General features: G+C 56.9%; 25 protein-coding genes and 1 rRNA gene. 7 read left to right on the top strand and 19 right to left on the bottom strand.

Annotation, left to right across the window (positions count from 1 at the left end; translation table 11 throughout):
- The 5 genes from NH398_RS06695 to NH398_RS06675 all read right to left on the bottom strand — a co-directional run.
- A 16S ribosomal RNA gene (locus NH398_RS06695) occupies positions 1–90 on the bottom strand; the annotation flags it as partial.
- 526 nt (positions 91–616) lie between these two features.
- Complete coding sequence (locus tag NH398_RS06690) at positions 617–2,422, bottom strand: acyl-CoA dehydrogenase C-terminal domain-containing protein (protein WP_253017369.1); 1,806 nt, start codon at positions 2,420–2,422, stop codon at positions 617–619.
- A gap of 228 nt (positions 2,423–2,650) precedes the next feature.
- On the bottom strand, positions 2,651–3,418 hold the full coding sequence (locus NH398_RS06685; protein WP_253017367.1) for an SDR family NAD(P)-dependent oxidoreductase: 768 nt from the start codon (positions 3,416–3,418) through the stop codon (positions 2,651–2,653).
- A gap of 17 nt (positions 3,419–3,435) precedes the next feature.
- Positions 3,436–5,106, bottom strand: coding sequence for an AMP-binding protein (locus NH398_RS06680; RefSeq protein ID WP_253017365.1), 1,671 nt, complete (start codon positions 5,104–5,106; stop codon positions 3,436–3,438).
- A gap of 193 nt (positions 5,107–5,299) precedes the next feature.
- Positions 5,300–5,863, bottom strand: coding sequence for a TetR/AcrR family transcriptional regulator (locus tag NH398_RS06675; protein WP_159341753.1), 564 nt, complete (start codon positions 5,861–5,863; stop codon positions 5,300–5,302).
- Between the two features lie 127 nt (positions 5,864–5,990).
- On the opposite strand from NH398_RS06675, the gene NH398_RS06670 reads away from it, so the two are divergent.
- A complete protein-coding gene (locus NH398_RS06670) occupies positions 5,991–7,178 on the top strand; it encodes an acetyl-CoA C-acyltransferase (protein ID WP_253017363.1) in 1,188 nt (395 codons plus the stop codon).
- 39 nt (positions 7,179–7,217) lie between these two features.
- Here the strand turns inward: NH398_RS06670 and NH398_RS06665 are convergent, their stop codons facing one another.
- Entirely contained in the window at positions 7,218–8,909 is a 1,692-nt protein-coding gene (locus NH398_RS06665) for a methyl-accepting chemotaxis protein (protein ID WP_253017361.1), read from the bottom strand.
- Between the two features lie 26 nt (positions 8,910–8,935).
- Positions 8,936–9,346 carry an arsenate reductase ArsC gene (locus tag NH398_RS06660; protein WP_159341750.1) on the bottom strand — a complete coding sequence of 137 codons (411 nt, stop codon included), beginning with the start codon at positions 9,344–9,346 and terminating at the stop codon, positions 8,936–8,938.
- Positions 9,347–9,492: 146 nt separating this feature from the next.
- Between NH398_RS06660 and arsH the strand changes: the two genes are divergently transcribed.
- Genes arsH through NH398_RS06635 form a run of 5 tightly spaced genes read left to right on the top strand, consistent with a single transcriptional unit; the run spans position 9,493 to position 12,698 of the window.
- A complete protein-coding gene (gene arsH, locus NH398_RS06655) occupies positions 9,493–10,212 on the top strand; it encodes an arsenical resistance protein ArsH (protein WP_253017359.1) in 720 nt (239 codons plus the stop codon).
- Between the two features lie 13 nt (positions 10,213–10,225).
- Complete coding sequence (gene arsB, locus NH398_RS06650; protein WP_253017357.1) at positions 10,226–11,293, top strand: ACR3 family arsenite efflux transporter; 1,068 nt, start codon at positions 10,226–10,228, stop codon at positions 11,291–11,293.
- Between the two features lie 12 nt (positions 11,294–11,305).
- Complete coding sequence (locus tag NH398_RS06645) at positions 11,306–11,968, top strand: NAD(P)H-dependent oxidoreductase (RefSeq protein WP_253017355.1); 663 nt, start codon at positions 11,306–11,308, stop codon at positions 11,966–11,968.
- Positions 11,959–12,366 carry an arsenate reductase (glutaredoxin) gene (arsC, locus tag NH398_RS06640; RefSeq protein ID WP_253017354.1) on the top strand — a complete coding sequence of 136 codons (408 nt, stop codon included), beginning with the start codon at positions 11,959–11,961 and terminating at the stop codon, positions 12,364–12,366. Before NH398_RS06645 ends, arsC begins: the two co-directional genes overlap by 10 nt.
- 17 nt (positions 12,367–12,383) lie before the next feature.
- Positions 12,384–12,698 (top strand): CC/Se motif family (seleno)protein, encoded by a 315-nt coding sequence (locus tag NH398_RS06635; protein ID WP_253017353.1) that lies wholly within the window; start codon positions 12,384–12,386, stop codon positions 12,696–12,698.
- Positions 12,699–12,718: 20 nt separating this feature from the next.
- On the opposite strand, the gene arsJ is transcribed toward NH398_RS06635, so the two are convergent.
- From arsJ to NH398_RS06595, 8 genes are all read right to left on the bottom strand, one after another.
- Positions 12,719–13,942, bottom strand: coding sequence for an organoarsenical effux MFS transporter ArsJ (arsJ, locus tag NH398_RS06630; RefSeq protein WP_253017352.1), 1,224 nt, complete (start codon positions 13,940–13,942; stop codon positions 12,719–12,721).
- Positions 13,935–14,966, bottom strand: a complete 1,032-nt coding sequence (locus tag NH398_RS06625) for an ArsJ-associated glyceraldehyde-3-phosphate dehydrogenase (RefSeq protein WP_253017346.1) — start codon at positions 14,964–14,966, stop codon at positions 13,935–13,937. Before NH398_RS06625 ends, arsJ begins: the two co-directional genes overlap by 8 nt.
- Before the next feature lie 128 nt (positions 14,967–15,094).
- On the bottom strand, positions 15,095–15,934 hold the full coding sequence (pstB, locus tag NH398_RS06620; protein WP_253017344.1) for a phosphate ABC transporter ATP-binding protein PstB: 840 nt from the start codon (positions 15,932–15,934) through the stop codon (positions 15,095–15,097).
- 23 nt (positions 15,935–15,957) lie between these two features.
- Positions 15,958–17,124 (bottom strand): phosphate ABC transporter permease PstA, encoded by a 1,167-nt coding sequence (gene pstA / locus NH398_RS06615; RefSeq protein ID WP_159341742.1) that lies wholly within the window; start codon positions 17,122–17,124, stop codon positions 15,958–15,960.
- 18 nt (positions 17,125–17,142) lie between these two features.
- Positions 17,143–18,393, bottom strand: coding sequence for a phosphate ABC transporter permease subunit PstC (gene pstC / locus NH398_RS06610; protein WP_159341741.1), 1,251 nt, complete (start codon positions 18,391–18,393; stop codon positions 17,143–17,145).
- Positions 18,394–18,539: 146 nt separating this feature from the next.
- Positions 18,540–19,553: a substrate-binding domain-containing protein gene (locus tag NH398_RS06605; protein WP_159341740.1), complete on the bottom strand. Its 1,014-nt coding sequence runs from the start codon at positions 19,551–19,553 to the stop codon at positions 18,540–18,542.
- Between the two features lie 117 nt (positions 19,554–19,670).
- On the bottom strand, positions 19,671–20,402 hold the full coding sequence (locus tag NH398_RS06600) for a sulfite exporter TauE/SafE family protein (protein ID WP_159341739.1): 732 nt from the start codon (positions 20,400–20,402) through the stop codon (positions 19,671–19,673).
- Entirely contained in the window at positions 20,402–21,595 is a 1,194-nt protein-coding gene (locus tag NH398_RS06595) for a multidrug effflux MFS transporter (protein WP_253017342.1), read from the bottom strand. Before NH398_RS06595 ends, NH398_RS06600 begins: the two co-directional genes overlap by 1 nt.
- A 148-nt stretch (positions 21,596–21,743) precedes the next feature.
- Here NH398_RS06595 and tal point away from each other — a divergent pair, with 148 nt between their 5' ends.
- A complete protein-coding gene (gene tal, locus NH398_RS06590) occupies positions 21,744–22,682 on the top strand; it encodes a transaldolase (protein ID WP_253017340.1) in 939 nt (312 codons plus the stop codon).
- A 59-nt stretch (positions 22,683–22,741) separates the two neighbouring features.
- Here the strand turns inward: tal and NH398_RS06585 are convergent, their stop codons facing one another.
- From NH398_RS06585 to NH398_RS06570, 4 genes are all read right to left on the bottom strand, one after another.
- Positions 22,742–23,260: an STAS domain-containing protein gene (locus tag NH398_RS06585; RefSeq protein ID WP_253017339.1), complete on the bottom strand. Its 519-nt coding sequence runs from the start codon at positions 23,258–23,260 to the stop codon at positions 22,742–22,744.
- The gene (locus NH398_RS06580; protein ID WP_159341735.1) at positions 23,250–24,443 is read right to left on the bottom strand and encodes a SpoIIE family protein phosphatase; all 1,194 of its coding nucleotides are present in this window, start codon (positions 24,441–24,443) and stop codon (positions 23,250–23,252) included. The genes NH398_RS06585 and NH398_RS06580 overlap by 11 nt, the downstream gene beginning before the upstream one ends.
- 8 nt (positions 24,444–24,451) lie before the next feature.
- Positions 24,452–25,255: a VacJ family lipoprotein gene (locus NH398_RS06575; protein WP_253017337.1), complete on the bottom strand. Its 804-nt coding sequence runs from the start codon at positions 25,253–25,255 to the stop codon at positions 24,452–24,454.
- Between the two features lie 80 nt (positions 25,256–25,335).
- Positions 25,336–26,457, bottom strand: a complete 1,122-nt coding sequence (locus NH398_RS06570; RefSeq protein WP_159341733.1) for a beta-ketoacyl-ACP synthase III — start codon at positions 26,455–26,457, stop codon at positions 25,336–25,338.
- Positions 26,458–26,499 lie beyond the last annotated feature (42 nt).

Below are 26,499 nucleotides of genomic sequence, written 5' to 3'. Positions count from 1 at the left end.
TCCAGCAAGCTGGATCTGTTACCGCTCGACTTGCATGTGTTAGGCCTGCCGCCAGCGTTCAATCTGAGCCATGATCAAACTCTTCAGTTTAAGATCAATGCGGTTCTTGCCTGTGACCGAGGCCACAGAAGCGAACCAAACTTGGCTCAAGGGTCAAACGAATTCATTCATTAGGCCGAAGCCTATTTGACGAGTCGCTTGCCTTGATAATAGGTGATGATTCACCCTCATCGGCAAGCGCCCACATGAATTACCTGATCAAATTGTTAAAGAGCTGTTTCGCTGTGCCGGCTCGATGACCTGAACCGTGTTGCCTCAGCGAGGAAGGCGTATTCTACGCATTCCGTGGTGTTTGTCAACCGCTGTTTTCAGCGAGTGAAGCGAGCGATCCAATCAATAACGAGACGGTGCTAACTTCCTGACAAACCAGAGGTTTTTAACCTCATTCACCGCTGGTAACGCTTGGCGTCCCCGGCAGCGGATGCGTACTTTACGGATTCGAAGCCGGGTTGGCAAGAGGGTTTTGTAAAAAAAGCGGCAGACGATGCCAAAAGCAAGTCTGCCGCAAACCACCGATCAGTACCCTGACCAGAGAGTGCCTGGTAAACGCCTAGGCTTAAATCTCGAAGCCCAGGCCAAAATCGTCGCTTGAGATGGCCATCAAGCTGCCCGCCCCTGCTTGAATCATGGCAGCGTGCGCTTTAGTGCGCGGTAACAAGCGCTGGTAATAGAACCGCGCGGTATTCAGCTTTGCCTGATAGAAAGCAGCATCATCGCCGTCTTGGGAGGCGGCGGCCTGCTTGGCCGCACGTGCGAACAGGTAAGCAACCGTCACGTAGCCTGAGTACATCAAGTAATCGACGCTGGCAGCTCCTACCTCTTCACGGTCCTGCATCGCTTTCATACCGATACCCATGGTGAGCTCGCCCCACTCGGCGTTCAGCTTAGCCAGCGGCTCAATAAACTCTTTCAATGCGGAGTTATCCGCTTCTGCTTTGCAGAACTTGTGAATCTCTTTGGTGAATACTTTCAGCGACTCACCTTGACTCATTAGAACCTTACGGCCCAATAAGTCGAGCGCCTGGATACCGGTCGTACCTTCATAAAGGCGTGTAATACGCGCGTCGCGAACGAGCTGTTCCATCCCCCACTCTTTGATGAAGCCGTGCCCACCAAATATCTGCACCCCCTCATTAGTACACTCGAAGCCCACTTCTGTCAGAAACGCTTTCACGATGGGCGTCAGTAGGCCGAGGAGAGTCTCGGCACGCTCTTTCTCTGCCCCCGGCGCACAGTGCTCCACGATATCGAGCATTTGAGCGGTATACAGCACCAGCATGCGGCCGCCTTCGGCAAAGGCTTTTTGAGTGAGCAACATACGGCGTACATCAGGGTGCACAATAATAGGGTCAGCGACTTTATCCGGTGCTTGGACACCCGACAGCCCGCGCATCTGTAAGCGGTCACGGGCATAACTTAGCGAGTTTTGGAAGCTAGCCTCCATCAACCCTAAGCCTTGGATACCCACGCCTAGGCGAGCAGCGTTCATCATGGTGAACATGCAGGCCAGGCCTTTGTTGGGCGCGCCCACTAGGTAACCCGTTGCGCCGTCAAAGTTCATAACGCAGGTGGCATTACCATGGATACCCATTTTGTGCTCAAGCGAACCACAGCTGACGCCATTGCGCTCGCCTGGATTACCCGCAGCGTCCGGCAGAAACTTGGGCACCACGAATAGCGAAATACCTTTAGAGCCTTCAGGGGCATCCGGCAGCTTGGCCAGCACGAGATGCACAATGTTCTCAGCAAGATTGTGCTCACCGGCCGAGATGAAAATCTTGGTGCCCGTAATTTGGTAAGCATCACCTTCAGCGGGCACCGCACGAGTCTTAATTAAACCAAGGTCAGTACCGCAGTGTGGCTCCGTCAAGCACATCGTGCCCGTCCAAACACCCTCTACCAGCTTGGTGAGGTATGTCGCCTTCTGCTCGTCGGTACCGTGATGACGCAGCGCATCCGCCGCGCCGTGTGAAAGGCCCGGGTACATTCCCCACGCTAGGTTAGTGGCGCAGATCATTTCGGAAAGCATCATCGCCAGCGAATGAGGAAGGCCCTGACCACCCTGTTCAGGATCTGCCGCCAAACTCGGCCAGCCGCCCTCGACATACTGCTGATAGGCCTCTTTGAAGCCTTTGGGCGCTTTGACCTCTCCGCCCTCCAGCAAACACCCCTCTTCATCCCCACTCTGATTGAGTGGCAGCAACACTTCGCGAGCAAAGCGCGCGCCCTCTTCCAAAATCGCCCCTACGACATCAGGAGACGCTTCATCACCATGGGGAAGCGCCGCGTAGTGGCTTGGGTAATCAAACATTTCGTCCATCACGAAACGCATGTCGCGCAGAGGGGCTTGATAGCTGGGCATGTCACTTCTCCTAAGCAGGGGGCTGAAAGAGCCGGGCTTAACCAACGCCTTTCAAACACATGTTTGAAAATTAGCGCGCACGCTCGACACAGTCAAGCAGTCGTTTGAATTAAACCTCCAAAGGCGCTACTACTTTGGTAGCCACTCATATAAACCCTTGTTCTTAAATACAAAAAAGCCTGCTCAAAACCTCGAGCAGGCTAACCAGAAAGACTTACTTGAAAGCTGTTATTGCATTCGGATACCGCCGTCCAAACGAATTACCTCTCCATTAAGCATGGGGTTGGTAATGATCTGCTCTGCTAGCCGTGCAAACTCCTCAGGCTTACCCAAACGCTTGGGGAAAGGCACGGCAGCAGCTAACGCCTGTGCAGCCTCGTCAGGGATTTCACTCATCATCGGCGTTTCAAATACCCCAGGCGCAATGGCCATGACGCGAATGGCATGTCGGGACAGTTCTCTCGCCGCTGGCAGGCTCATTCCCACGACCCCCGCCTTAGAGGCGCTGTAGGCACACTGCCCCACCTGCCCATCGAACGCCGCAATAGACGCTGTGTTGATAATCACACCACGCTCACCGCTATCACCCGGCGGGTTTTTAGCCATCGCAGCGGCCGCGAGCCGCATCACATTGAAAGTGCCGACCAAATTGATATGGACCGTGCGCGCATAGCTATCAAGATCGGCAGGGTTGCCTTCTCGATCCACTAGCTTGGCGACGCTCACCACACCCGCACAGTGAACCACGCCAGAAAGCCCGCTTTCGCCACCCAACGCCACCGCCGTATCTATCGCCTGCTGCATATCGGTGGCAGAGGTAATATCAGCGACACAGGCTTTGGCCTGAGCACCCAGCTGTACTGCTAGATTCGACACGCGATCACTCATATCGCACAGCAGCACATTGGCGCCAGCGCTTACCAGCCGTTCTGCCGTGGCCGCACCAAGACCCGAGGCAGCGCCAGTAATCAAAAACGTACGATCCTTTACCTGCATGGCACATGTCCTATGAATTATGAGTGATGACGTACTTGCTCTGCCGCTTGAGCACGTAACTTGAAGCGCTGAATCTTGCCGCTGGGTGTTTTAGGTAGCTCATCGACAAACTCAATCACCCTAGGGAAAGCGTGAGTAGAGAGCCGTTCGCGCACCTGCTGGCGAATTTCTTCGGCCAGGGCATCACTCGGCTCGTAACCATTGCGCAGTACGATATAGGATTTGATCACTTCGCCACGAATCTCGTCTGGCTGCCCCACCGCCGCAGATTCCGCCACCGCTGGATGTGTCATCACGCTATTTTCAACGTCTGTCGGGCCTACCCGATACCCTGCAGTCGTGATGATGTCATCGTCACGGCCTGCAAACTGGAACGAACCATCCTCATTGCGAATCACCACATCGCCGGTCAGGTAGTAGCCATTAACGAAGGGGTCTTTCTCCTGCCAGGTATAGCCTTGGAAAAAGTGAGCGGGTGAGTTCTTGATATCCACCGCCAGCACACCGGGCTCACCGGGTGGCAGCTCATTGTATTCCGCATCGAGAATGGCCAGACGGTAGCCCGGCATAGGAACGCCCATGGCCCCCACATGCTTAGGGTGCTCGAGAGAGTGGTGGTTATTACAGGTCATTCCGGTTTCCGTTTGGCCATAATGATCCATGACCGGGCAACCCAAGGATTTTTCGACCCAGGTGACGACCTCGGTGTTGAGCGGCTCCCCTGCAGAGCTGGCTGCTCGCAGCGTCAACGTTTGATGAGCGTCGTCAAACAGGCCTGACGCTTTCATCAATCGGTAAGCCGTAGGTGCCGCCGCGAAGTTGGTAATGCGATGACGTGTCATAAAGGCCAACGCGCCCTCAGCACTAAAACCAGCCTCGCAAAAGTGCGTGGTAACGCCCAAGAGCAGTGGCCCTGCAATAGCGTAATAGAGACCGTAGGCCCAGCCTGGATCTGCCATGTTCCAGAACCGGTCATCCTCACGCAGATCGACCGCCAACTCCATATAGAGCGCAAATGCGGTCATACCCGACAGCGGCACGGCGACACCTTTGGGCTTTCCCACCGTGCCCGAAGTAAACATCTGTAGAAACGGCTTATCCGGCGACAATCTAGGCGGCCTGTCACTCATTGACGTATACGTCAACGCAGCCTGCCAGTCGTGATCGTTAGGGTGCTCTCGGGTTGCGCCGCCCACCGCCAATACCGGTGGACACTGGCTCAAACCGTCGAATTTATAGCGGTTTACGCGATCGGTAATCACCAGCTTGGTGTCTGCTCGGCTAAGCCGATAATCCACGGCGTCCGGCCCAAACGCAGTGAACAGCGGCTGGTAGACGGCCCCAATGCGCCAGGTTGCCAGCACGGTAATCAGCAAATTGACCGAACGGGGCAACATGCAGGCAATTCGATCGCCCTCACCCAGCCCTTGGTGTTGGAACCAGCCCGCTAATTGACCGCTCTGCTGATCCAGCTCTGCGTAGGTCAGCGAATGGATGACGCCCTGGGTATCTTCATGTACCAGTGCGACGACATCGCCCCGCCCTTGGCGGATATGTCGGCCACAGCAGGCCTCAAAGGCATTCAAATACCCATCCTGATGATCGTCTAGCTTGGCGACGACGCTATCCACCGAAAAGCTTTCTAGAAAAGTCGAATACGGGGGGAGTGACGTGGGGGTGACTGTCATGACGGCTCTCTTGTGTTGTTGGTCGTGAGCACTCGGACAGGCAGGCTTCTTCATCGCATTACTGTTATTGTGCGTTTACGTTAACGGAAACCTGCCGATAGACCAACGCTAAAAGCATTTACCCAAGAGCGCAAGCCACAAGCGACGCAATAAGGTTAGACGTTGGTCGATTGAGAAGAGGAGCCATCACGCCTTAGCGGGAGAGAATCATGGCCACTAACTCATCGGCGAGTTCATCGGGCGTACGCGGGCCGTTAGGGTCATACCAGCGGACGGTCCAGTTCAACGCGCCCAGAATGAAGCGAGAGACGAGAAAGCGGTCACCATGAATTAGCCCTGCCGCTAGGGCATCATCGATCACTTCGACCCATAGCCCCTCGTATGCATCACGCAGATGGCTCAGATGCGCGCTGGCAGCGGGGTCTAACCGTCGCCACTCGAACAGCGCCACCACGTGGGCGTTGCGATCGGTAAAGAGCGTTTCCAGGTGGGCTCTTGCCATGGCATGAAGCCGTGCCTCCGCATTGTTAGGGCAAGACTGCAGCGCGGCTTTTGCAATGCCAAGCGCATTTTGGGTGCCCTCCTCGATCACGGCCGCCAAAATTTCCTGCTTGTCTTTGAAGTGATGAAACAGGCTGCCGGACTTAATGCCCATTTCCTGGGCCAGCATGCGCACCGTGGTGCGATCAAAGCCCTCTTGGACGAATAGCTGAGCTGCTAAGCGCGTCAATTCCTTGCGGCGAGGAGATGCATTCATTACATTCATGTCATTTACACTAGCGCTTGCTTGGTTACGTAGGAGAAGACCACAGGCCCGCGAACGGGTCAACGCATCGCTAAACACTCAGCCCGATAATCACAAAAAATCTATCAGGAGATAGACAATGAGTAGCGCTACCGACGTCGTCTTTTTATCCGCCACTCGCACCCCGATGGGCGGCATGATGGGCAGCCTTTCCAGTATGAGCGCCCCTGAACTTGCCGCCGTGGCGATCCGCGCTGCCATCGAGCGCGCAGGTATCGATGCCGCCTCCATCGAAGAGGGCATCATGGGCTGCGTGCTGCCTGCTGGTGTCAAACAAGGCCCTGCCCGCCAGGCGATGCGCCAGGCAGGCATTCCAGATGCCAACGGTGCCACGACCATCAATAAGCTCTGTGGCTCGGGGATGAAAGCAGCCATGCTTGCGCATGATTTGATCAAAGCAGGCACCGGCGACATTCTGCTGGCAGGCGGCATGGAGTCGATGTCCAACGCTCCCCACGTGCTGACCAAAGCGCGCAGCGGCTACCGCCTGGGCCACGGCGAGCTGAAAGACCACATGTTCTTGGACGGTTTGGAAGACGCCGAAACGGGCAAGCTAATGGGCGTTTTTGCCCAAGAAGTAGCCACAGAAAGGGGCTATACGCGCGAGCGGCTGGATGATTTCGCCATTGCGTCCTTAGAGCGGGCGATGGCCGCCACCAACAACGGCGACTTGGACGCCGAAATGGCGCCAGTCACGGTGACGACGCGCCAGGGTGAGACGATCGTTTCCCACGATGAGCAACCCTTTCAAGCCAAGCTAGACAAGATACGGCAGCTGCGCCCAGCGTTTGCCAAAGATGGCACCATCACCGCAGCCAACGCTAGCTCCATCTCCGATGGCGCGTCGGCACTCATTTTGGCAAGCCATGCAGCCGCGCAGCGCCATGGCGTTAAACCATTGGCAAAAATGCTGGGGCATGCGACACACTCGCGCCACCCAAGCGAATTCACCATTGCGCCGGTGGGTGCCATCGATAAACTGATGAAAAAGCTGGGCTGGGGCGTCAACGATGTCGACTTGTTCGAAATCAATGAAGCCTTTGCCGTCGTGACGCTCATGGCCATGGACGACCTAGGCTTGCCCCATGACAAAGTGAACGTCTTTGGCGGTGCTTGCGCTCAAGGCCACCCGGTGGGCTCCACGGGATCGCGGATCATCGCTACGCTGATCCATGCACTACGCGCCAAGGGAGGAAAACGCGGTATTGCCAGCCTCTGCATTGGCGGTGGAGAAGCCACCGCCGTTGCCGTTGAGCTGATGGATTAAACGCCCAACAGCTCGCCCATCGCGTGCCTTGGCTTTGCTTTATGCCAGGGCGCGCATATTGTCCTTATAATCACGATCCTCCGATTCAGCGCTAGCCATGGCCTGCCAATCCAATTGCTCTAGAGGCTGCGACTCTTCCACCGACTCCTCGCCGGCCTCAGCACTGTCGGTACCTTCGGCTATTTGGAACTGCCCTGCATATTCACGCATCTGCAGCGCTTCCTGTGTCAGCCCTTCGGCACTCTGCGCCGTTTGATTCACCAACCGCATCGTGTCTTGCGTCGTCGCATCGATCTGCGTGACCGCCACGTTGACCTCTTCGATACCGCGCCGCTGCTCCTCGGACGCTTTGGCCATTTGTGCCATCAAGTGCTCGACTTCGGTCGCCGCCTGCATGATGGCCCGCGTGTGCTCCCCCGCCTGCTGAGACAGTTCACTCCCCTCTTCGACGCTCTTGCGGGATGCCTCGATGCGCGCACGAATATCGTGGGCGGCATCGGCACTGCGCGTGGCGAGCGCTCGCACTTCGCTGGCGACGACCGCAAAGCCGCGACCATGCTCACCGGCACGAGCGGCCTCGACCGACGCGTTCAATGCCAAAATATTGGTTTGGAAAGCAATGCTTTCGATCACGGTAATGATGGTTTGGATTTCTTCGGAGTGCTGGTTGATCGACCGCATGGTGGCGATGAACTGGGAAATGACCTCATCTCCCTGCTGCGCCTTGTGAGACACGTCAGTGGTCGAGCGATTGACGTGGGCAGCACTTTCCGCATTCTGATTGACCGTGGCGGTGAGCTGTTCGAGGCTGGCGGCCATTTGTTGCAGTGCCGACACCTGAGAGTCGGTTTGGCCAGCCAGCTGCTGGCTTTGTGTCGCCATGGCTTGGCTATCGGTATAGACCTGCTGGCTACTGTTATTGAGCTGATTCACGGTCGTAGTCAGCGAGCGCTGCATATTCGCCAGCTCGGTAAAGAGCAAGCCAATTTCATTATTGGCGTGCGCTTCCACCGGCGAGGATAAGTCACCTTTAGCAATACGTTTGAAGTGCTGAGTGATGACGCGCAGTGGACGCAGTACGTTACGACGCACGCCCCATACCACGAGCCCCACCACCAGCAGTGCCAGGACGACGACTCCGATCACACCCATGAACAGCAACGATGAGACGTTTTCGAAGCGTTCGGACAGACCAGCACCACGCGCTACCGAGTAGCCGTAGAAGGCTTCCGCCGTATTGACGAACTGTTGGCTGCTGTCATCGACCCGTGACTCGCCAGATAAAAAGCCGCGCACGTCGCGCTCTTCCAGCATCATCATCTGCAGGTTGAGGTTGTTATTCACCAGGGATTGGAAATCGTTAGACAATTGCCCGACTAGATCCGGCAACTCCCCCTCTGGGAAGCTCGCCTCGAAAGCATCAAAGTGCGTGGACGCCGAAGCCAGCAGTCGTTCCGCTTCTTCCAGCAGCGGCTCGGGACGATCGAACGACGGCGTGCGAATCAACTCCGCCGCCCGATTCATCTGTACCCGGGCACGCAGTAGCTGCGTGTAAGCACTGTTCAGCTCACGCACCTGGGCCATGTCACGCTGCTGCATCGATGTAAACGCATCGCGCCCAAATTGGTTGGCAAACAGACCCAAGCCGCCGATGGCTAGCACCAAGCAGGTAAAGGTCACGAGTACCAGCGTCCAGCTTGCTTTGACGCTTAAGTTATTGATGAATTTCATGGTGCACTCCGTCGAGATAGGAATGATCAGCTTTTTTGTAGCGGTAGCCACAGCTGTAAACGGTGGCGGATCTCGAACAGCGCCTGCTCGTAAGCATCCAACTTACTCATCAGACGAGGGTCACGGATGTCCCAGAATAAAATCTCGTCAGCCTTTCCTTGCCACTCCCGGCACGCCTGCTGGGCTTTGTCACACAGTACGATCACCACGTCGAACGTGTCGTTCTCGAATTGATCCAGCGACTTACTGTGCAGCCCCTCTGTCGAAAGACCCTGTTTTTTCAAGGCTTCAAGGGTTAACGCATGGGGCTCATCAGGTTCCGAGCCCGCACTGAAGGATTCGAAGCGATCACCGGCCATATGGCGAAGTAGCACCTCCCCCATGAGAGAGCGCGCAGAGTTGGCATTGCAGAGAAAGAGCACGCGACGCTTCGACATAATTCAACAACCTCTTATTTAATTTTACATCGTCACCATACGCCCCGATGATGACGGAGATATTGCAACCCAGACAGGCGGCTAGAAATATACGAAAAAACATATATCATGAAAGCCACCTATCGATTGTCGACCAAGGAGCCCCCATGGCCCTGTTTGAGGAGTTACCCAATCTCGCCCCTGAGTGCTTTCAAACCCCTAGCCTCGAATCATTGGGGTTACCGCCCTCCTCGCTTCCCGCCCCCAAGGTGCTACTGCTATACGGCTCTCTTCGTGAGCGCTCATTTAGCCGCTTGGCGGTTGAAGAGGCCGCCCGCCTGCTGAACGCGATGGGCGCTGAAACACACATTTTTAACCCGCGTGGCCTGCCGCTCCCTGATGCCGAAGATGCCAGCCACCCTAAGGTGGAAGAGCTGCGCTCCCTAGCACAGTGGGCAGATGGGATGGTGTGGTGCTCGCCAGAGCGTCACGGGGCGATGACGGGCATTATGAAAGCACAAATTGATTGGATACCCCTGGCGTTGGGCGGCGTACGCCCTACCCAAGGCAAAACCCTGGCCGTGATGCAGGTCTGCGGTGGTTCACAATCTTTTAACACGGTGAACCAGCTGCGCATTTTGGGCCGCTGGATGCGCATGGTGACGATCCCTAACCAATCGTCCGTGCCCAAAGCCTTTATGGAGTTCGATGACAACGACCGCATGAAGCCGTCGCCGTTTTATGATCGCATCGTGGATGTCATGGAAGAACTCGTAAAATTCACTCTACTGGTACGAGAGCGCAGCGACTTGCTCACCGACCGATACTCAGAGCGTAAAGAGAGTGCCGAAGAGCTCTCCAAGCGCGTTAACCAGCGGGCTATCTAATCAAGGAGCGAGCATGTCACATCAGGAGCAAGCAGCCCCCAGCAGTGCTGACATGGGGCTTTTCGAACGTTATCTGTCGCTTTGGGTCGCCGCTGCGATTGTGGCCGGTATTGCGTTAGGCCAATGGGCTCCCGCCATTCCCGAGGCTCTTTCACACTTTGAATACGCGCAGGTGTCGATCCCGATCGCCGTACTGATATGGGCGATGATTTTTCCCATGATGGCGCAAATTGACTTTAGCGCCATTGCTGGCGTTCGCCGTCAGCCGAAGGGGCTGGCCATCACCACCACGGTAAACTGGCTCATCAAACCCTTCACCATGTTTGCCCTGGCATGGCTGTTTTTCATGGTGATATTTAAACCTTGGATATCGGATGACCTAGCCAGCCAATACCTCGCGGGAGCCATCTTGCTGGGTGCGGCGCCCTGCACCGCGATGGTCTTCGTCTGGAGCTATCTGACCCGTGGCGACGCAGCCTACACGCTAGTGCAAGTGGCGCTCAATGACCTGATTATGCTGTTTGCCTTTGCGCCGATCGTGGTCTTGCTGCTGGGCATCTCTAATATTCAGGTGCCCTGGGATACGGTCCTGCTGTCGGTAGTGCTCTACATCGTCATTCCCCTGGCAGCAGGCTACCTCACGCGGAAAACCCTTATCGCCAAGCGCGGTGCCCAGTGGTACGACAACGTTTTTATGAAGCGCATTGGACCTATCACGCCCATGGGCCTGATCATTACCCTGGTCCTGCTGTTCGCGTTTCAGGGCGATGTCATTCTCGACAATCCGCTGCATATCGTACTGATCGCCGTTCCACTAATTCTGCAGACGTTTTTGATCTTCTTCATTGCCTATGGCTGGGCAAAAGCGTGGCGCGTACCGCACCCTATTGCGGCACCTGGGGCGATGATTGGTGCCAGCAACTTTTTCGAGCTTGCCGTGGCCGCCGCCATCGCGCTGTTCGGCCTGCAATCGGGCGCTGCGCTAGCTACGGTGGTGGGTGTACTGGTAGAAGTCCCGCTGATGCTGGCCCTAGTGCGCATTGCCAATAACACGCGCCAGCACTTCCCTACTCATGCTTAAGGAGCCTGCTTGATGGCGCACTATTTGATTTTTCTCGGCTCGACCAGAGCGTCAACGCCTCCCGCGCCCGCCCGCCTGGGCGAGCGGGTAGCCAAAGCGTGCTTGCGCTTACTCAGCGCCCAGCGCGATACGACGGCGGAGATTATTGACCCGCTCTCATTCGATTTGAGCGGTCCGTTTAAACCGCATTTTGCCTACTCTGCCTCCACCGTACCGGATGACTTGGATGCCCTGGCAACGAAAATCGACCGGGCAGACGGCTACGTGATGGTCAGCCCAGAGTACAATCACGCGATGAGCCCGGCGCTGAGTCATTTATTGAATCACTTTGGCGCGTCGCTATTTGCGTTCAAACCCAGCGCCATCGTGACCTACTCCATGGGCCAGTGGGGCGGCGCCCGCGCGGCGGTGAATATGCGCTCGTTTCTATCCGAGCTGGGCTGCTTGCCCGTTTCAGCGATGATACATATCCCGAAGGCCCACGAAGCCATCGATAGCGATGGACAATTTCAGGCGGAGCAGGAGCGCTGGGAAAGCTATTTTGGTCGGACGCTCGCGCAGCTCATATGGTGGGCCGACGCCGCCAACGCACATAAAGCCGAGCAAGACCCCACTCGCCTATCGCCCGCGTTTCATCATACCCCTAGCCAACGTGACGCCCCCTCATGTCAGTAACCATTTACCACAACCCTAACTGTGGAACGTCCCGCAATACGTTAGCCATGATCAAGGCGTCAGGGGAGTCCCCTGACGTGATCCACTACCTGGACACACCGCCAAGCCGAGAGCGCTTGGTAGAATTGCTGGCGATGATGAAGCTGCCACCGCGAAAGCTGCTGCGCCGCAAAGGCACGCCTTACGATGAACTGTCCTTGGATGACCCAACGCTAGACGATGAGCAGCTTATCGATGCCATGATGGCCCACCCGATTCTCATCAATCGCCCAATCGTCATCACCCCCAAAGGGGCAAAACTCTGCCGACCTTCCGAACAGGTGCTAGCGCTGCTGGATCGGCCGGTGGCGCACTTTGTGAAAGAGGATGGCGAGCGTGTTGACTATCCACCCCAATAAGAGGCACTCACGCAGCAATGAACCCGATCATTGATATAGAAGAAACAGCGGCTGCGTTTATCAAGCAACAAGGGGGCGTGGTCACCGTGAGATGCTCCCCCCGTCACGGCTGCTGCGGAGGCACGTCGCGTATCGCCATCGCTGAGACACATGCACCTGACGACACATCGGCATTTGAAAGCCACTTTCTCGAAGGGGTCTGGCTCTGGGTAGCCCCAGAGCTTGCTCGGCAGGGCTTGCGACTACGGGTGGAAGGCTGGTGGAAACTCCAGCGACTCTTCGTCGATGGCGCCCCGCTACGCGCAGGGCACCAGGACACGCCCACGCCGTGAATCGGCGTGGTGCGCTTTGCTCACGCCACCTGCTTGGGCAACGCAAGGGCCATGACGGCGCTTGCCGCCACCAAGGCAGCCGCTACCCAGAGGCAGGCGCTCAGGCCGTACGCCATATAGAGCCACCCGGAGAGCAGCGTGCCGACCAAGCGCCCCATGGCATTGGCCATATAGTAAAAGCCGACGTCCATCGAGACGCCGTCGGCCCGGGCATAGTGAACGATCAAGTAGCTATGCCAACTGGAGTTCACGGCAAACAGCACGCCAAACGCCAACAGGCCCACCACTAGCCAGCCTACCTGCGCCAAGGGAAGTAGCGCTAGCAGGATGGCCAAAACGGCCAGGGCGGCGGCCCACCCAGCGGTGATGGTTCGCGCATCGCCTTTTAGCAGTGCAGTGAGCTTTGGTGCTTGGGTTTGTACGCCACCGTAACCAATGATCCAGGTCGCCAATAGCCCGCCGACGGTCCAGTGGCTCCAGCCGTGCTGATCATAAAGAAAGACCGGCAGCGCCACGACGAACCACACGTCGCGCGAGGCAAACAGGCAAAACCGCGCGGCCGAGAGCACGTTGATGGCGCGGGATTTAGAAAAGATCTCGGTGAACTTGGGTTTGACTTTTTGCTTGCCCAAATCGCCCTTGAGACGCCAGAGCGATAGCAACAGCACGACAGCCAGCATCACCGCCATGGCGATAACGGCTCCGCGAAAGCCAATCAGCGTGAGCAGCACACCGCCAACGAAAAAGCCTAGGCCTTTCAGGGCATTTTTAGAGCCGGTCAACATAGCGACCCAGCGATATAAGGCGCTGTTGGCATTGGCACTCGTGGCCGGCACCAGCACCTTCACAGCGCTTTTTGCGCTCATTTTATTGAGGTCTTTGGCAATGCCTGACAGCGCCTGAGCGGCCATGACCCACACCACGGTCAGCATGCTCGCCGGTACCATGAGCATGGCGAGCGCCACGATTTGCAGACCCAACCCCACGTTCATGGTGCGGTTCAAGCCCAATCTCGCCCCTAACCAGCCCCCCACCAAGTTCGTCACCACGCCAAACGCTTCGTAGAAGAGGAACAGCATGGCGATTTCCAACGGCGAGTAGCCTAGCTGGTGGAAATACATCACCACCAGCATCCGCAGCGCGCCGTCGGTCACGGTGAACGCCCAATAGTTGCCTGTAATCAGCATGTACTGGCGCACCTCGAACGGTAGCGCCTTGACTTTATCCAGCAGCGATTCAGCCACGACCCACTGGCTCCTTGCCCACCTTACGTGCCAGCTCGGCGGTACGATTGGCATAGCCCCACTCGTTGTCGTACCAGGCGTAGAGCTTTAACTGAGTGCCGTTCACCACCATGGTTGAGAGGGCATCAATGATCGAGCTGCGCGGGTCGGTGCGGTAGTCGATCGATACCAGCGGGCGCTCTTCATAACCGAGGATGCCTTTCAGCGGCCCTTCGGCGGCGGCCTTCAGCGCTTGATTTACCTCCTCGACGGTTACTTCCCGCTCAAGCTCGAACACCATATCGGTGAGCGACGCGTTGGCCAGCGGCACACGGATCGCGTGGCCGTTAAGCTTGCCTTCCAGCTCAGGGAAAATCGCCGTAATGGCTTTCGCCGAGCCCGTAGTGGTGGGGATTAGGCTCATGCCGCAGGCGCGGGCACGACGCAGGTCTTTATGAGGGGCATCGAGAATGGTTTGGGTGTTGGTGATGTCGTGTACGGTGGTCATCGAGCCATGAAGGATACCGAAATGCTCGAGAATCACTTTAACGACCGGCGCTAGGCAGTTAGTGGTGCAGCTAGCGGCCGTAACAATACGGTGCTTGGCTGGCTCAAACAGGTGATCGTTCACGCCCACCACCACGTTGAGCACGCCCTCCTCTTTCACCGGTGCACTCACCACCACGCGCCCAACGCCTTGATTCAGGTAAGCCTGCAGCTTGTCGGTACTCTTCATTTTACCGGAGCATTCGATGACCACGTCGCAGCTGGACCAATCGCTTTCCGCGATGGTTTTATGAGAGCTAAAGGCCACCTCATGTCCATCAATGACGATGGCATCCTGACGCGACGTCATGCCCTTTCCTGGCGTCCATTGGCCGTGGACGGAATCAAACTCCAATAAATGGGCAAAGGTGGCCGCATCACCACCAGGGTCGTTGATACGCACCAAGGTCACCTCGCCTGTCGCCACCTGCGACCAAAGGCTGCGCAGCGCTAGGCGTCCAATACGGCCAAATCCATTAATACCGATGCGAAGTGACATAAGGGAAGTCTCCAAATATGCAATAAAGGCCCAGCCTACCGCTTATATACGAAAAAACATATGTTGGTAGTCAAAAAAACGCTGCTTGAAAGCCCGCCATGACAGCGGGCCAACAAACAGCAGTCTATTTAGCCGTAACGGCCTGAGATGTAGTCTTCGGTCTTCTTCTGTGCGGGGGTCGAGAACATCACTTTCGTGTCGTTGTACTCGATGATTTCCCCCAGATGGAAGAACGCCGTGTAGTCCGCCACGCGCGCCGCCTGCTGCATGTTGTGCGTCACGGTCACGATGGTGAACTGCTCTTTCAGCTTGTCCATCAGGTCTTCGATGGTGGCCGTGGAGATCGGGTCCAGAGCGGACGTCGGCTCGTCCATCAAAATCACATCCGGCTGAACGGCAATGGCTCGTGCAATGCACAAACGCTGCTGCTGACCACCAGAGAGCGAAGTGCCCGGCTCTTGCAGCTTGTCCTTCACTTCGTTCCACAAGCCAGCATCGCGCAGAGCCTTCTCGACCAGCTCGTCCTGGTCGGCTTTACGGCTCACCAGGTCGTGCATACGCGGCGCGTAAGCGATGTTTTCGTAGATCGATTTCGGGAACGGGTTAGGCTTCTGAAACACCATCCCTACGCGGCGGCGCAGCGCCACTTCATCCATCTTGCCAGCATTCACATCCTGGCCGTCCATCTCCACCAGGCCTTCAATATGTACGCTGGGAATCAAGTCGTTCATACGGTTCAAGCAGCGCAAAAAGGTCGATTTACCGCACCCCGAAGGGCCAATCAGCGCGGTCACGTTCTTCTGGAACAGGTCGATGTTCAGCCCTTTCAGCGCTTGGCTCTTGCCGTACCACAGGTTGAGGTCGCGAACACGAATGCTGAGATCGTGACATGCTTGCTCGTTACGCGTGTAGGGCTGGCCAACGTCTGGTGCATGCTGCTGATTCATAATGGGTGCTTGGCTATTCATAAAGTGTCCTCTTGGGCGCTGGCTTACCAGCGGCGCTCGAATTTCTTGCGTAGCACAACGGCAAAGGCGTTGAGCGAAATCAGCACAGACAGTAGCACTAAGATGCCACCAGCGGTTTTTTCAACGAAGGCCTGCTCCGGCTCGCCTGACCAGGTAAAGATCTGCGCGGGCATGACCGTGGCTGCCTGGGTAAAGGAAGCGCTGACATCCGGAATGAAGGCCACCATCCCTACAATGATCAGCGGTGCAGTTTCACCCATCGCCTGCGCCAGGCCAATGATCGAACCGGTCATGATACCGGGCATCGCCAGCGGAAGAACGTGATCACGAACCACTTGCCAGCGCGAGCAGCCTACGCCAAATGCCGCATGGCGAATGGAGTCCGGCACACTACGCAGTGCCGTACGGGTGGCAATGATGATGACGGGAAGGGTCATCAGCGCCAGCGTCATACCGCCTGCCAGCGGAGATGAGCGCGGCACGCCAAAGAAGTTGATGAAGATCGCCAAACCTAGCAGACCAAACAGAATCGATGGAATCGCTGCCAAGTTGTTGATGTTGATCTCGATGATCTGGGTAAAACGATTATCCGGTGCGAACTCTTCCAGATAGATGGCCGTCATCACGCCAATGGGGAAAGAGATCAGCAGCGTCACGATCATGGTCATGACCGTCCCCACCACCGCCGACAAGATACCGGCGTTCTCGGCGATTTTCGAATCCCCTGAGCCGAAGAACGTTTTATTGAAACGCAAATCCACCTGACCTGAAGCAACCCGCTCGTCGATTTCGGCTTTCTCTTCGTCGCTCAAGCTGTTGCGGTGTCCTTTCAGATACTGGTCCACTTCGCTGTTGGCCAGCATCCAGCGCTGCTCGGAGGTACCGATCATGTCGGGGTTATTGCGCAGCTGCAGCGGAATGACGCGAACCTCGGTGCGGCTAATCAGCGGCACCAGCTCCTCGTCAAACGCTTGACGACCATCGCGGCTCGCCTCTTCGGTGTAGTTGATCTCGGTATTGATATAGGCCTGCTGGAACGCAGGCAACCCTTTGCTCAGCATGTCGGCAAAGAACAGCACCAAGAACAGGCCTGCTAAACCCAGCGCGCCCATGGAGACCCACTTCAGGCGGGCCGACTTACGGTGACGCCGCTTAAGCTGCTGGCTGATCTCGTCAAAAGAGTGGCTCATCGAATCAGTTCCTCGGCGTTACAGGTTGTTCACGCGGTATTTTTCGCGGAAGCGACGAATCATTAATACAGAGACCAGGTTGAGCGTCAGAGTGACGACGAACAGCACCAGGCCCAGTGCAAAGGCTGACAGCGTCTCCGCACTCTCGAACTCTTGGTCGCCGGTCAGCGATGCCACGATACGGACGGTCACTGTCGTCATGTCTTCCAAGGGATTGGCCGTCAGGTTCGGGCGCATACCGGCCGCCATGACCACGATCATGGTTTCACCCAGCGCTCGGGACATCCCCAGCAGCGCCGCAGAGATGATACCGGGCAGTGCCGCAGGCACGACCACGTCGCGAATGGTTTCGCCTTTGGTCATTCCCAGTGCCAGCGAGCCCTGGCGCATGCTATCGGGCACCGAGTTGATCACGTCGTCAGAGAGCGAGGAGATAAACGGAATGATCATGATGCCCATGACCACACCCGGCGCAACGGCGTTGTTGTAAGACGCGTCCAGCCCAAAGAAGCCGGCAATATTGACGATGATCGGTGCCACGGTAATGGCGGCGAAGAAGCCGTAAACCACGGTGGGAATACCTGCCAGCACTTCGAGCACCGGTTTAGCGATCGTGCGCACCCGTTGAGGCGCGTACTCCGACATGTAAATCGCTGACAACAGACCGATAGGCACCGCGACCAACAGCGCAATGGCCGTGATCATGAAGGTGCCCGCGAACAGTGGCACCGAACCGAACTCAGCGCTGCTGCCGTCACCGCGCCCTGCGGCCGCTAGAAAGCTCGCACCGGGGTTCCAGGTTGTGCCGGTGATGAAGTCCCAGAAACTGTGCATTTGGAAGAAACGCAGCGCTTCCGAGATGATCGAAAACAGAATACCGAACGTGGTAAAGATCGAGATCATCGCCGCGCCGGTCAGCACCCAGCGAATCACCCGCTCGATGGCTTGGCGAGCGTGAAAGTGGGGCTTCACTTGCGCCACCCCAACCGCCAACCCGGCTGCGGCGACCACCAAGCTCGCAGCCAGCAAATACATGGGCGGTATCTCCGCACCTAACAACAGCAGTAGCAACGACCCTAGCGCGCCCACCAGTACCGCAGGCCCTGCCGTTGAGAGAACAGCAAACCAGGCATACTGATCAGGCTGTGCGAACATCGCCGTGCCAGAAGCACGCACCCGCGCAGCCTTCGCTCGGCCTACAAAAAAGGCCACTAGCCCAAGCAGCAAGAGCACTGTGCAAAAGAGTAAAAGTAGCTGGTTTGTTTGCATCGAATTTCTCTCGCATCACCTAATGAAATCGTGTTGGCTGCTACTTTGGATTAAAAACATGACAGCAATATGACAAAGACAGCGCACCCCAAAACAAATGGCCGGTAGCATCCGCTACCGGCCATGTCATCACTATCGAATAGCGATTATTTCAGGTCAGCCGCCACCAGCTTGGTGCGGTCAGCCACTTTCTGACGAGCTTGCTCACGCTCGGCTTCCGGCAGCGGAATCAGACCAAGATCAACCAGGTAACCGTCATCGCCAATCATCTGATCTTCCATGAACATGTTGGCGTATTCGTACATCGGCGGTACTTCGTCAGCGTGCTGGTTCTTCAGGTAGAACCACAGTGAACGAGCTACCGGGTACTCGCCAGAGCTGATAGCTTCGACTTCCGGCTCAACACCGTTGATGGACGCACCCATGATGGTGTCCGGGTTCTCCACCAGGAAGGAGTAGCCGAAGATACCGAAGGCACCGGTGTCTTCTGCCAGGCGCTGAACGATCAGGTTGTCGTTCTCACCGGCGTCGATGTAAACACCGTCGGTACGGATGTCGGTGTAACCTTCTTCACCGTAGATGTCCATCTCGGCAGAAGCGGCTTCCATGACCAGCTCTTCGAACGCGTCACGGGTACCAGACGTGCTGGGCGGGCCATAGATAGAGATGGCGCGGTCCGGCAGAGAAGCGTCGATGTCGCTCCAGTTGGTGTAGGGGTTGTCAACCAGTTCGCCATCTACCGGCACCTGGGCGGCAACCGCCAGGAAGATTTGCTCAAGCGTCAGGTCGATCGGCTCGTTGGTGGCCGCCAGACCCAGAACGATACCGTCAGAACCGATTTTCGCTTCGGTGATATCAGTAACGCCGTTCTCTTCGCAACGCTCGAGTTCAGAAGACTTCATGCGACGAGACGCATTGGTGATGTCCGGCGTACCTTCGCCAACACCGTTACAGAACAGACGAATACCACCGCCAGAACCTGTGGACTCGATGACCGGCGTCGGGTAGTTGGTCAGCGCGCCGAACTCTTCAGTCACGTAGCTGGCGAACGGATAAACAGTGCTGGAGCCGACGATGCGAATCTGGTCACGTGCTTGTGCCACACCGGCAACGCTCATTACAGCCGCCGCGATGACGGTAGTTTTTAGAATACGGTTCATGCGAAATACTCCTGTCGATGTAGGGTTCTGGCCTTCGCATGACGTACTTTGCACCCCTTCGATGACATCTTTATGACATCACCCAAAACGTCTCCATTTTTTTAAGAAAATCTCGCGCTAAAGCAATAAGCCCAATGCCGCGAGCGTGCATAGCCCCAGCGAAAGACGCTGCAACAGCGGTTTATCCAGTCGGTGTGCGATTGCATCCGCCAGCGCATTACCCAACAAGACGGCAGGTAGAAAAGTGAGCGCCAGCTTGAAATGCCAAACGCTGATCTGTCCTGCCAACGCCAGTGTCAGCAGGGTTAACAGCGAGGTGAGAACAAAAAAGGCGGCTAGGTTGCCGCGCATGCGGTCCGGCGAAAAACCGTGCATGAGCAGCACGATGGGCGGCCCGCCAATGGCCGCCACCGTGCCAAAAACACCGGAAAGAACACCCGCGATAAAGAGAGTGATGCGGTTCACCGGCAGCTCGAAACGGCATAACGTGACCAGTACCGCAAACAGTACGATGGCGGCTATCAGCTTCTCCAGCACTACCATTGGCGCGGCCAGCAACAGCCAAAGCCCCAGACCGTTCCCCGGTAAGCGCCCCACCAAGGCAACGCTCATCTCTTTTAGTCTCACTTCATGCCAATAACGGCGAACCATCATCAACGAGACCGTGAAACCAAACAGCACCAGAATGACCGGCACCAGCCGAGGTTCGATCATCAGTAGCAGCGGTGCGCCCACCACTGCCAAGCCAAACCCCGTCGCCCGCTGCACGAAAGCACCGAGTAGCAGTACGGCGGCGCTGCCAAGCCAATGGGTCAATGGCATGTCTAACCACTGCAGCAGGCTATCCATTACAACGCATCGTCTGCCTTAGGGGCCTGGGTCAGAACTCTCACGCCGATGTTGCCCAGTAAGGCCGCTCCTAACATGGTTAGCACCATGGGCCACACATGCTCTACTTGGAACAGGCCCACCAGGACGCCCGCCAGCGCCCCACAGCTAAACTGGATACCGCCGAGCAGCGCGGTCGCTGTGGCACTGATATGGCCAAAATGATCCAGTAGCGATGAGATGGCGTTGGGAGTGATCAAGCCAATCATACCGGTGAACATCATGACCAACGGCACCACCACATAGAGCGACGCCACATTCAGCGCTGCGGCCAGCACCAACCCCAGAGCAGCCGCTAACTGAACGGCCAATCCCAAGCGCAAATTTTGCTGCGGCGTGCGTTTTCGCAGCAGATAGATATTGACGCGGTTGGAGAGCGCAATCACCACGACGTTCACCCCAAACACCAGAGGGTAGACGCTGGGCGAGAGGGAGAAGTAATCCAAATATAGAAAGGGCGATGCGGTGACGAACGCAAACAGCCCCGCAAACGATGCGGCGACCGCACAGATGTATCCCATGCCCTCTTTATGACGCAGCACGCTGGCATAGTTGCGAATTACTTGACGGGGCGAGGCCGCTGGCAAATTGGTATCGCGGGTTTCGGGCAAGCGGGTTCCTAGCAGCCAGAGTAAGAAACCGGCATAAACGGCCAGAAAAACGAAGATCAGCCACCACCCCGCGATATGCAGCAGCAAGCTGCCCACCGCTGGCGCCACCAGCGGGGCCAGCATCATGATCATGGCCATGGTGGACATGACCTTGGCCGCCTCCCGCCCGCTAAAACAGTCGCGTACGATGGCCGCCGAATTCACGACGCAAGCACCACCGCCCAATGCTTGAATAAAGCGCCAAATCAGCAGTGACGTCAGGCTGTCGGCAGTGGTGATCATCAGGCTTGCCAGCATGAACACGACCAAACCGCTGAGCAGCACTGGCTTGCGCCCTACTCGATCGGAGAGTGGGCCAAAACAGAGCTGCCCGAGCGCGAACCCAAACAAAAACATACTGATCGAGAGTTCGGTATGGTGAATGCTGGCATCGATGCTCTCGGCCAGAACGCCGATGGCAGGCAGATAGGCGTCGATCGCAAACGGCGCCAACGCGGTGTTGGCCGCCACCAGCAGCGCCACTCGACGAGGATTAAGTTCCATAAGCCTCCTTACTATGGGCGTGAGAGAGCGGAGGAGACCGCCAAAAAGATAGGCCGCTAATCATAATCGATTTCAATTCATTTGTCGGTGTCTGTTCGTTGCGCGCGCCCCTTGCTAAAGTACCCCAAAGACAACCAAGGAGCACTGCATGGCCACGAGCTTACTAAGCCAATTAAAAGAGATGACCACCGTGGTGGCTGATACGGGCGACCTTGAAGCGATTCGCCGTTTTCAGCCTCAAGATGCCACGACCAACCCCTCACTGATTCTACAGGCCGCTCAGCAAGAAGAGCGTCGCGTGCGGCTGGCGAGCATTGCCAAAGAGAGCACCGACATCGACGAGGCTGTCGACCGTGTGGCAGTGGATATTGGCAGCGAAATCAGCGAGCTGGTACCCGGCTACGTATCGACCGAAGTCAGCGCCCGCCTCTCGTTTGACCGTGACGCCACGATTGCCAAGGCGCACTCGCTCATTGAACGCTATGCCCAACACGGCGTGGGCCCAGAGCGGATTCTGATCAAGATGGCCTCTACCTGGGAAGGCATTCAGGCCGCACGCCAGTTGGAGCGCGACGGTATTCGCACCAACCTGACCTTGCTATTCGGCTTTGCTCAGGCGCAGGCATGTGCCGACGCCGGTGCCACACTCATTTCACCGTTCGTTGGCCGTATCCTCGATTGGCACAAAGCCCGTTCGCCGGAAGCCGACTTTAGCGGCGTCAATGACCCGGGCGTGCAGTCAGTGAAGCGCATTTACGACTACTACAAAGGCCACGGCTACCCCACGATCGTCATGGGTGCCAGTTTCCGGAACGTAGGTGAAATTCAGGCGTTGGCAGGCTGTGACCGTTTGACCATTTCCCCCGCGTTACTCAATGAACTTGACGAACAGCAGGGCGAGCTGACGCGCCAATTGACGCCCATGGGAGCCAGCAGCTCTGTCGACCAAGCGCTGTCCCAGGTTGACTTTCGATGGGAAATGAACGAAGACGAGATGGCGACCGACAAGCTGGCCGAAGGTATTCGGAAGTTCATGGCCGACCAGCGTAAGCTCGAGGAGCTGCTTAGCCAACTACGCCAAGGCTAAGACGACGCGACCGTCCGCGCTCGCTCGACGCCCTCTTGTCTGCCAGGCAAGGGGGCGCGTTATTTATGCGCCACCGGAGATTGCGCTTCGAGCATTTCGACCAGCGGCTGGAACTGCTCGCGATTATGCTCGTTCATGTGCATCAAAATGCGATGCGCTTCTAGTATACGCGTACGCAGGCCCTCTTCATCGGCAGGCTCGGCGGGCAAGTCCTGCATCGATGAGTTCAGCGTTGAACTCGGCTGCAAAGGCGCTTCCATGAGCGTGAAAAAGCGCGCAAAGCCCATGACGTCGAGCATCTGCCTGACATCCGGGTTATCAGCAATGATGGTCGGGGGTTGCTCCAAACGCCCTTTGACAGCCATGGCGACCTTCGCCAAGAAGCCAAGCGCCGTGGAGTCCACGTTACTGGCTTCCCGCAGGTCGATCATCACCGCCTGAAGGCCAGGGGTTTCCGCGAGACGTTGTGCTTGGGTATCGAGCGTGGCGCATAGCGTCAACCGCACGTCGCCACAGAGCTTTAAGACAAAAACACCAGAGTTGAACGCCGCTTTGATGCGGCCCTCTTCAATCAGCATGACCAAATCCGCTCACCATCATGATTGTCAGGTCATCGGGCAAAGCATCGCGGTCTTGGTTCGCCTCGTCATCCTCATCGCCCTCTTTGAGAAGCGAATTGGTGCTGGCTAGCCGGTCGCGCAACTGCTCAAGCGTGACACTTTCGCTAACGAGTTGCTCAAGTTCCGTGAGCCGCGTGTCGAGCGTTTTACCCGGCAAGCATTCCAATACACCGTCTGAACACAGCCATAACCGAAAGTTGGCCGGTAAAGCACAGCTAAGCGAAGGATACTCCACATCAGGGAAAAGGCCTACCGGCATTCCTTCCCCTGCTAAGCGCTCCAGCTTACCGTCGGCCGCTAGTAGCGGCATGGGTAACTGCGCACCGAGCGAATAGTGAAGAGTCTGTTGCTCGTGGTCAATAACACCGACAAATAAAGTGGCATGTTTTCCGATGTCGGTATCCTGAAGCTCTCGATTCATGGCAGCGAGCCAGTTCGGCGGTAGCTGCTCAGGCGCTTGGCCGTCCCACTCGTTGAGCCATCGGTTGCACAAATATTTGAGCAGCACCGTGACGAAGGCAGACGATGCGCCGTGCCCCGACACATCAGCGAAGTAGAACGCGCTGAAACGGTCGTTGTAGCGCTGATAGTCGAGAAAGTCGCCCGACAAATAGAGCGATGGCGCGAACCAGTAGTCGTAATACACACCGCTGATCACCTTGGGGTGTGCGGGCAGCAGGCGTCGCTGGATGTGCCCGCCGCTTTGCTGATCCATCCGCAGCAGGGCCAGATGCGTTTCGAGGCTCTCATTGAGCTCTGCCAACCGCGCTCGATCCCGATCACGCTCCTGGGCCAAGGTATGCAGCTCGATCGCTTTACGGATCATTCTGCGCAGCAGTTCGGTGTGGCGCAGCGGATGAACGATGTAGTCCACCAGGCCTACATCGATGGCCTTGATCAAGTCAGCGTCCTGACGGGAGTCGCTGACGACCAACGTAGGCAGCCGATGCGTCAACTGTGACCACTGCTGGCGCGGCACGGCTCGGGCGTGAGCCACGATCAGCGCGGTGCCGCTAGGAAGATGGTCAATGTTATCGGCGGCAAACACCCACATGCCGTCGCAGGTAATCGCCTCGGCCAGCGCATCGCGCTCGGGGCCGGGCTCATCGATTACCGCGATCAACTGCTTAGCGTGATCCATGTCAGGCCTCAATCGGCGAAGTCGTCGTCACCCACATCGGTATCGTCGAAATCAAAATCGTCCATGGCAAACGGGTCATCGCCTAACTCCCCGTCATTGACTTGAAACTGTCGCCGCTGCAAATAAGCATCACGAACGAACCGGTAGCGGTCTCCGGAAATCAACGACTCTTGATCCAGCAAGTCGGCGCGAAGATGAATGATATCGAGCGCCGTCAAACCTGCACGCAGTTGGTGATCATCGATATACGTGATCGGATGCGCGGCAAAGTCCACCGGTAGGCCCGACGCATCCCGCAAGGTGCGCGGACCCAGAAGCGGTAACACTAAATAGCGTGAATCATCCCAGCCCCATACGGCCAGCGTTTGACCAAAATCTTCTTTATCGGCGGTGATCTCCATCAGCGTTGCGTAATCGAGCAAGCCACCGATACCCACCGTGGAGTTGATCAAAAATCGTGACGTTGCCAGCCCCGCGTTGGCAGGTTTGCCCTGCAGCAAGCTGTTCAGGGCCGTGCGTATTTCCCCTAAGTTAGAGAAAAAGTTACCGACCCCGGTTTGCACCGGCTCGGGGGTAACGGCGTTATACCCCTGCGCCACGGGTTTGAGCGCGTAGCGATCCAGCACGTCATTGAACTCAAATACGCGCCGATTGAATCCTTCCCAGGGGTCCTGAGGGTCAGCCGCCATCGGTGGCTCAGACGCGTTGCCCTCTTGCGGCGACCCCGTACTGGCACACCCGCCCATGCTCAACGTCGCGAGCAGCAGTAACGGCAGCAGTTTTTGCCATGCACTTCGCGCCTGTGTTTGCATTGCCCACCCCTTCAACATGCACTGTCCTTCTTCAACATTGACCGCTTTTCTATACATCCACTCACCCACTACCCACCCGATTACTGGCGACGAACGACCACGCTTCCTGCGCTGTAGCCTGCGCCAAACGAGCAAATCACGCCGATATCGCCTTCCGATAACGCCTCGCGGTGAAGATGAAAGGCGATGATCGAGCCTGCCGAGCTGGTATTGGCGTAGCGATCTAGGATGATCGGTGCCTGAGCCTCGCTGGGCTCTTCTCCCAGCACTTTACGGGCAATCAAATCGTTCATGTGACGGTTGGCCTGATGTAACCACATCCGCGTTAAATCCGCCCCCGACAGCTCTAATGAAGCGAGATGGTCAGTGATAAGCTTGGCCACCATGGGGCACACCTCTTTGAATACGCGGCGCCCCTCCTGCACAAATAGCTTATCCAGTGCCTGCGGGTCGCTGTCGGTGACTCGATTCAAAAAACCCGCATTATTACGAATCGCATTGGAAAACTTGGTGACGAGCCGTGTACCTAAAATGTCATAACGCTCTTTAGCCACGGCCACATCGCTATTTTCCAATACCATAGCCGTACAAGCATCGCCGAAAATAAAGTGGCTGTCACGGTCTCTAAAGTTCAAATGCGCCGAACAGATCTCCGGGTTGACGATCAGCGCCCGCTTGACGCTGCCTGACGCAATCGCATTGGCCGCGGTTTCCAGCGCAAACGTGGCAGAACTACAGGCCACATTCATATCGAAACCGTAGCCAGACGTTCCCAGCGCTTGCTGCACTTCTACCGCCACCGCCGGATAGGCGCGCTCCAGATTCGAACACGCCACGATCACCAGCTCGATATCGGCCGCCTCGACTTGCGCCGCCTCTAGCGCCTGGCGCGCGGCCTGAGTGGCCATGTCGCACTGAATAGAGGGTTCGTCATTGTGCCGCTGTGGCAGTTTAGGTCGCATACGCTCAGGGTCAAGGATGCCCTCGGCATCGAGCACGTAGCGGCTCTTGATCCCCGACGCTTTCTCGATGAACTCACTGCTGGAGTACGCCAGTGCCTCTTGCTCTCCACGCGCGATGGCGTCTGCATGCCGGGCGTTGTGCTGATCGACCCAGGCATTGAAAGCAGCGACCAACGCCGCGTTATCGATGGCGTTTTCCGGCGTATAAAGTCCTGTACCGGTGATCACTACATTGGTCATGCTGTCTCCTTAGGCGGCCTCAAGGCGTCACGCCGAAACCAT

The organism is Halomonas sp. CnH100-B (assembly GCF_024124605.1).
Taxonomy (GTDB): domain Bacteria; phylum Pseudomonadota; class Gammaproteobacteria; order Pseudomonadales; family Halomonadaceae; genus Vreelandella.
The sequence above is the reverse complement of the archived record's forward strand: the minus strand, read 5'-3'. Positions and strand labels throughout refer to the sequence as shown.